Below are 7,325 nucleotides of genomic sequence, written 5' to 3'. Positions count from 1 at the left end.
GGATACATGGTGTCGAGCTCCTCGGCGGCATCGCCGGTAAGGAGCAGTGCTCTGGGCACCTGCTTCTCCTCGCATATGGGGCGGGTGAGGTGGATCCGATCCGATCCGATCCGGTTGAGTCAGCATTTCTCGGCCCCGGCCCGCCCGTCAAGCCTTTACCGCCATTCCGTCAGCTTCGCGAACCTGTTGACATCGGTCGCAACGCTGCTGCATGCTGGCGGCCACTCGGATCGTATAGGAAAGGTGACGGATGCTAGCCATCCTGCACCATCGCGGAACCGCCCGCCAGCGCCCTACTTCGACCGCCTAAAGCTCCCCTGAGCATGCTCGACGTCCTGCTCGGTTCGCCACCGGGCCACACAAGGACCGAAGGACTTCTCGACTGGCTGAAGACCCTGTACGGCGCGGCGTACTCGTGAGGCCGGTCTGCGGGGCGGCGCCCGCGAAAGCCCGGACCTAGTGTTCGAATGCCGCCTGCAGGGCGTCGACCCGACCGCATCACCGCTCCCTTCGGAGGATGGGTCACGTGCGGCACCTACCGATGTTTCGTTGGTGATCACGAGAAGGTCGTGCATAAATCCGCGATAGTGGTGCGTTACAGCGTCAGCGCGGCGGGAGCGGCGATTCACCGCCCCCGCCGCGTGAACGGGTCAGCGGTTGCGGTTGAGGTTCTGCATCCACTCCCGCAGCGCGCGCGCCTGCCGCGCGAGCTCGGAACGCGCCGCAGCGTCGCCGGAGGCCTTGTCGTTAGCCAGGTCGACGATCGAGTTCAGCGCCGGGATGGCGGTGGTGTAGTTGGTTGCCAGGTAGCTGTCCCGCGCGATGTCCAGGGCGGCATCGGCGGCGTCCGCGGCGGCCGCGGTCAGCAGCCCGGCCGCTCGGTCGGCCTCGATCAGCAGGCTGGTCTCGCGGTAGGACGAACAGTTGGCGCCCGTGCGGTCGGCGGTCGTCTCGATCCCGCCGAGGATGATCCGCATGAACGAGTCGTCGTAGTAATGCGTCCGGAAGTGGCCGAGGATGTTCGAGAACGCCTTGCCACCGCCCCAGTTCTGGCACCACGCGATCGGGTGGTCTCCGTTCATCAGCCGCAGTGGGCTGGTGGCCGCGTTGCCGCTGTTGAGGCTGCGCTGGTAGCTGTCCTCGTTGAGGCTCAGCAGCGTGTGCACGTCGGCCCGCATGTTGCGGTCGAAGTTGTAGAGCTCGTCGACCGTCATCCACTTGGCAGGGAGATGCGCGGTCGCCGGGTGCGTGTTGTCCTCGGTCACCACCTCGGCGTGGATGCAGCTGCCGCACTGGCCGAACCCGTTCTGGCCGTTCGGGTGGTTGGTGAAGAACCCACCGACGAGGTTGCCGTACCACGGCCAGGTGCGGAGCTCGAACGAGTCGGCGGCGCCGTGGATGCCGACATAGCCGCCGCCCTGGTTCATGTAGGCCTCGAAGTTCGGCTGCTCGGTGATCGCATCGAGCGGGCCCGGGTGCCCGACGTTGGACTCGAAGACGATCGTGTCGTACTTCTTGAGCGTGTCGAGGCTCAGGAAGGGGCTCGTGGGCAGCGTGACGGTCGAGAGTTGCGGGTCGTAGACGTCGACGTTGAAGTTTTGCTCGATGCCGAGCTTCTGGATCGCGGCCACGGTGTGCGGGATGTGGTCGTGCCGGAAGCCCGTCGTCCTGGAGAAGACCAGGACGTTGTAGTCGGCGTCCGGGTTGTGCGGGAGCGGGGCGAGCACCGGGTCCGGGATGAACTTCGGGCCCTCCGCGGGCTCAGACTCGAGGCCCGTCGCGGGCTCAGGCGCGAGCCGGCCCTTGAGCTGGTCGATCAGGTAACGCGCATCGCCCACGAGTGTGCTGCGGGCCGAGCCGGGCGCGATCTGGTCGCCGACGATCGAGACGAACTCGTTCATGGCCTGGCTCGCCTGCTTGGCCGAACCGGCGTCGGCGAGCGCCTTCGCCTGGTCGAGCTTGGCTTGGAGCGCCGCGCCGACCTCCGCCGGGACGCTGCCGGCGGTCACGAACCGGGTGATCAGCGTGCCGACGTCCGCGAACGATGTCGTCACGATGAACGTCTGCGTGTACTTCGCGCTGTTGGAAGCAGCGTCAGAGAGATGCACCGCGAGCGTGTGCACGCCGAGCGACAGGTCGGAGGTCTGCACCGGCAGCGGCGGGACCAGCTTGCCGTCGAGGTACATGTTCAGCACAGCCACTCCGCCCGAGCCGGGGGCGGGGTCCGTGCGCGTCGGGATGAGTGTGGCGACGTGACCGACGTGACCGTCGGTGATCGCCGGGTACGATGCGGCCGGCGCGCGCGTGTCGATCCGGACCGAGATCGAGCGGAACGCCGCGACGTTTCCGGACGTGTCGACCGCGCGGTACCGGACGCTGGTGTTGCCCTCCTGTGTGATCACCGCCGACCCCGTGGCCGACGCCGGCGCCCCCTCGACGGGCACGTCGATGTAGGCGGCGCCGCCGTTGAGCGAGTACTGGAACTTGGCGATGCCGACGTCGTCGGTCGCCGACATGTTCAGCGTCACCGGGCCGCGGTACCAGTTGTTCTGGCCGGTCGGCGCAGAGGGCGACAGCGTCGCCACGTTGATCGTCGGCGGTGTCGTTTCCTCTGCCCACGACGGTGCCGCGGGGATGAGTGCGACCGCCGTCACGCAGGCGGCCACTGCCGATGCGCGAAATCTTCTTCGCATGAGCTTCTTCTCTTTCTTGCCGCTGTACGGGCGGGTTCGCTAGGTGCCGATGCCCGTGCCGACGAACTCGGCCCAGTTGAGGTTGAACAGGTTGCCGCCCGTGGCGCCACCCGTGACCGAGCGGAACACCAGGAACAGCTCATGCGTCCCGGACATCGAGACCGGGAACGTCTGGCTCGTCCAGGTTCCCGTCCCGCCGGTGGACACGAGGTTGGCCGTCGTCAGGATCGGCCCGGTGATCGAGTCCTGACGGACCTCGATCGCCGCCAGCGGCGACCCGGGCGTGCGGCCGGCCGCCGCGTCCGCCACGCGGAACGTGATCGAATCGATGTTGGTCAGGTTGAATGGGCCGTTGAGCTGGAGCCAGTCGCCCGAGCCCAGGCTGCCGCGGTGCACGCCGGCGGCGCCGTCGGTGTTGTTCGCCGTGTTGGTGCCGGACTGGTTGACGACGAACTCCACCTCCTGGTGCTTCTGGCGGATCTGGTGCTGGCCGGTCGTGGTCAGCTGTGGGACCCCGCCCGGACCGCCGTGGTCGGTGTAGCGCGCCTGGATCACGCCGGAGACGTTGCCGCCGTGTGAGACGTCGTCGGCGATCGTGTGGAGCACGCCCGAGCAGCCGTTCACGGACTCCTCGGCGTGGCCGTGCGAGTCGTGGCCGAGCACGAACGTCACCTCCACCTCGGAGCAATTCACCGTCCCGTCCTCGGGGTCGGTGACCGTGACCGAGAACGGGATGTCGTCGCCGAACGTGAACGTCCCGCCCTCCACCGGCGTATTGACGACCACCTTCGGGCTCGTGTTGCCCACAGTGATCACAGTGCTGGTCGAGGTTCGCTTGCCGGACGAGTCGAGCACGGTCAGCACGGCCGTGTAGCGGCCGGACCGCGTGTAGGTGTGTGCCGGGTTCGGGTCGGTCTCGATCGCCGAGCCGTCGCCGAAGTTCCACTCGTAGCGGATCGAGTCGCCGGGATCCTCATCCAGCGAGCCGGCGCTGGAGAAGTTCACGGTCAGCGGCGTTGAGCCGTCGGTGCGGTCCGTGGTGAGCACGGCCTTCGGCGCGCGCTTGCCCTTGACGTACTCCCACTTGTACATGCCCGCGTCGGGGCTGATGACGTTGAACCCGTTGCCGTAGGTCAGCAGGTAGAACGCGCCGTCAGAACCGAACTGCAGGTCCATCGGGTTGTCGCACTCGAACTGGAACCTGCCTGCCCCGGCGTTCGCACGGCTGCCGCAATCCAGGAAGTTGTTGATCTTCTGGACGTGGTTGCTCTGTTTGTCGAGCTTGACCTCGCGCAGCGTGTCCTGCGTCCACTCGCTGATGATCACCGAGTCGTCGTAGTACGGCGGGAACTTGTTGGGGTTCGGGTTCTCCGGGTCGTAGTGGTACTTCGTGACCCCGTGCGGACCGACGCCGCCGGTGTAGAGCTCGGGGAACAGCCGCGGGCATTCGGTCGTCGAGCCGGGCGCGATCGGGCCCGGGGTCGGCGCATAGCCGGCCTCGCACGGGGTGCCGAGCGGCGTGCTCGTGTTGTTGTCGCGGTAGGAGTACCAGATGTCCGGGTCGGTGACCGGCGGGACGTCCCTCAGGCCCGGCTCGACCGTCGGACCGCCCTCAATGTTCCACAGCGAGTCGTTGCGCTGCGTCGGCCCGTCGCAGTCGAACTTCTGAGCCGGGTTGTTCAGCGGCGTGCCCGCGGTGGTGGTGCCGGGCGCGAACTCGTGGAAGTTCCACTCGTAGTACGCGAGGTCGCGCTTGTAGCACGTCGGCCAGCCGTAGTTGGACGGCTTGCGCACGATCTCGTAGCGGCCGGTGCCCGACGGGCCGCGCGAGCGCTGCGGTGTCTGGGCGTCGGGCGAGTAGTCGCCGACGTAGGCCACGTCGTTCTCGTCGACCTGGATCCGGAACGGGTTGCGGAAACCCATCGCGTAGACCTCCGGCCGCGTCTTGTCCTGCGGCGCGCCCGCGACCAGCGGGAACAGATTGCCCGACGGGATCGAGTAGGCGCCCGTGCCGGAGCCCAAGTTGACCTTGTTGGCGTCGGCGGCGGAGATGTCGCCGTCCTTGACCTTGATCCGCAGCACCTTGCCGCGCAGGTCGTTGGTGTTCAGCGCGGTGCGGCGCGAGTCACCGGTGAGCCGCTGATACCAGCCGCCCGCCTGCGCCGTGCTGGTGGCGACCGCCGGCGTGGCGGTGCCGGTCAGGCCGGCGCCGTCGGCGGTGATCTGCGGCTGGTCGGACTGCTGCTTGCCGCGGCGGAAGAACACGTTGACGTTCGACGTGTTGACCGGGCCGCCGCTGGTCTGGATCTCGTCCGCCTCGATGTTCGGGAGCGCCTCGAGCGCCGCGTCGATCGCATCGCGATCCGCGTTCCACGCGATCGGCTGCGTCGTCTGGCCATCGAAGGTCAGCGTGAACGTGCCGCCCGTCGCGTTGGTGACGCGCACGGTCTGCTGCTCGTCGGTCTTCTGCGAGTTGAACGGCCCGTAGCCGCCGGCGTTGATGCCGCCCGCGGGCGTGTCATCGCCGGTGACCAACCAGAGGTTGCCGTGCTTGTCGAAGTCGATGTCGCCCCCGACGTGGCAGCACTCCTGGCGGTTGACCGGCACGCGCATGATCTGCTGCTCGGAGCCCATGTCGAGGTGCGCCGGCGTGCTGTCGGTGGCGTCGACGAACTTGAAGCGGCTGAGCTGGAAATAGCCCACGTACGGATCCCACGCGGTCTTGGACGCCGCCACGTTCGGCGGGGTGGTGTTCGGCGTGGTCTGCGTGACGACCGATCCGTCGCTCAGCTTGACGTCTGTGACCTGCTTCGGCGAGTAGTAGAGGTAGACCCACTTGTTGGTCGCGAAGTTGGCGTCGACCGCCGGGCCATAGAGCCCGTCCTCGCCCGCGGAGTAGATCTGCTGCGTCATCGGCAGGCTCGGGTCGGCGAAGTTGGCGACGACCGTGGTGACGCCCGTGGTCGAGTCGTGCATGCGCAGCGAGCCGAGGCGGTCCGTCTGCAGAACGCGGCCGTCCGGCAGCTGGTCGAAGCCGATCGGCTCCTGCAGGTTCGGCGGCGAGCCGATCTTCGTCTGCTGGTAGTTGGCCAGCACGGTCGCGCCGCAGTCGCTGTAGACCGGGTCGGCCTGGCCCGCGGCCCAGCCGATCGCGCCCTTGAGGTGCTTGGTGAGGCCGGCGTCGAAGCTCGCGGCCGTGTTGCCCAGGCTGGTGTAGAACGAGCGGCCGCCCCGGAAGTCCTTACACCACGAGACCGGGTGATCGGCGCCCATCGTGCCCCCGGCGATCCCGTCGAGGTCGGCGCCCTGCGGCTGCGGCCCGAACGGGTCCTCGACGACGGTGGCGAGGACGTGTGACATACCGCGGACGTTCTTCGTGAAGTTGTACCAGTTGTCGGTTCGCGACCAGAACTGCGGCAGATCCTTGCTCGCGTCGTGGACGCGGTCGGCGACCTTCACGTCCGCCGATTGCACGTCGGTCCTGCCGGACGCACGCGTCCCCAGGAGGTCGGTCAGGAACGACCAGGACTCGTCGGTCTCGACCGCCGAGCCGACGCCGACGAAGCCGCCGCCGTCGCGGAAGTAGCTCTCGAAGTTCGCGCGTTGCGTGTCCGTGAGCGGGCTCGCGCGACCCGTGTCCAAGAACACGACCGCGCGGTACTGCTTCAGCTTCTTCTCGGTGAAATGGTCGCCCACGTCAGCGGGCCCGGGCGCCACGACCGTGAATTCACCGGGTCTGGCCGCATCCCGGATCGCGGCCAGACCGGCCGAGGACACGGCGTCCTGGGTGCTGCGCACCACGAGTACCTTGAAGCTGACCTCTGGTGGTGCGGCCTTGGCGCCAGACGCGGACGGCTGCAGCAGCGCCGGTGCAGCGACGAAAGCGGGCTCAGCCGCCGTGGGGGCCTCGGCGCTCACCGGCGTCGCGAGGAGCGTGATGAAAGGGGCGATGAGGGCTAAGGCCATCGTGGTCGCGGTGCGACCTCTCGGGCGTCGTCCGTTTTCTGGCAGGGCTGCGTCGAGCAGCCTGGCCCACGTTCGATGACGTGGTGACATGGGAAACCCTTTCCTGACCGGGGGGACGTCAGGCAAGGCGCGCGCCGCCGCGCTTGTTGCCGCTTGTTGGCGTTGGTTGCGGATACGGGGGGTTGCTGGAGAGGTGCCGCCTCCAGGTCTGTGGGGGCCGTCAGTAGGCTGTCGGCCGGGGTAGTGAATCCATGATCGTGGTCGGGTCGTCGATGATCCGGTTGACCACCATGCTCGCGGCGCCGCGGGAAGCGGCGCCGAAGCCGAGCGTGGAGGCGACGAATCGGCACTGGGCGGCGGGGGCGGCCACCACGAGCCGCTGCAGCTGATCCTGCGCGTGGAGCAGCAGCCACTCGGCCAGTGAGGCGAAGTAGCCCCCGATGACGATCACTCGCGGGTTGAACAGGTTGGCCACGATCGAGCCGCCGAGCCCGAGCTATTGGCCGACCTGTGCCACCGCCTGCATCATGCGCCGGTCGCCAGCGCCTGTGCCGTCGTCGCCCAGGCTCCGGATCCGGTCGTACCGGGTCCGGAGCCGTGCAGCATCAGCACCGCGGGCCCGGTGCCGCTTTCCAGGACGTGGACGGGGGAGCCGTCGACTGTGAC

The 7,325-nt window shown here is 68.1% G+C and carries 4 protein-coding genes; 1 reads left to right on the top strand and 3 read right to left on the bottom strand.

What is annotated here, in order from left to right; translation table 11 throughout:
• Positions 1-650 precede the first annotated feature (650 nt).
• Positions 651-2,528, bottom strand: coding sequence for a ThuA domain-containing protein (locus HHX30_RS40110; RefSeq protein WP_211593483.1), 1,878 nt, complete (start codon positions 2,526-2,528; stop codon positions 651-653).
• Here HHX30_RS40110 and HHX30_RS41105 point away from each other — a divergent pair.
• Positions 2,515-2,736 (top strand): hypothetical protein, encoded by a 222-nt coding sequence (locus HHX30_RS41105; protein ID WP_211593482.1) that lies wholly within the window; start codon positions 2,515-2,517, stop codon positions 2,734-2,736. The two genes, HHX30_RS40110 and HHX30_RS41105, sit on opposite strands and share 14 nt — an antisense overlap.
• Here the strand turns inward: HHX30_RS41105 and HHX30_RS40105 are convergent.
• Entirely contained in the window at positions 2,733-6,659 is a 3,927-nt protein-coding gene (locus HHX30_RS40105) for a ThuA domain-containing protein (RefSeq protein ID WP_169989177.1), read from the bottom strand. The genes HHX30_RS41105 and HHX30_RS40105 overlap by 4 nt on opposite strands.
• 220 nt (positions 6,660-6,879) lie before the next feature.
• Complete coding sequence (locus HHX30_RS40100) at positions 6,880-7,134, bottom strand: ROK family protein (protein ID WP_169989176.1); 255 nt, start codon at positions 7,132-7,134, stop codon at positions 6,880-6,882.
• Positions 7,135-7,325 lie beyond the last annotated feature (191 nt).

The organism is Microbispora sp. H10836 (genome assembly GCF_012999525.1).
Classification (GTDB): Bacteria; Actinomycetota; Actinomycetes; order Streptosporangiales; family Streptosporangiaceae; genus Microbispora.
This window is presented reverse-complemented; position numbering and strand designations above follow the sequence as displayed.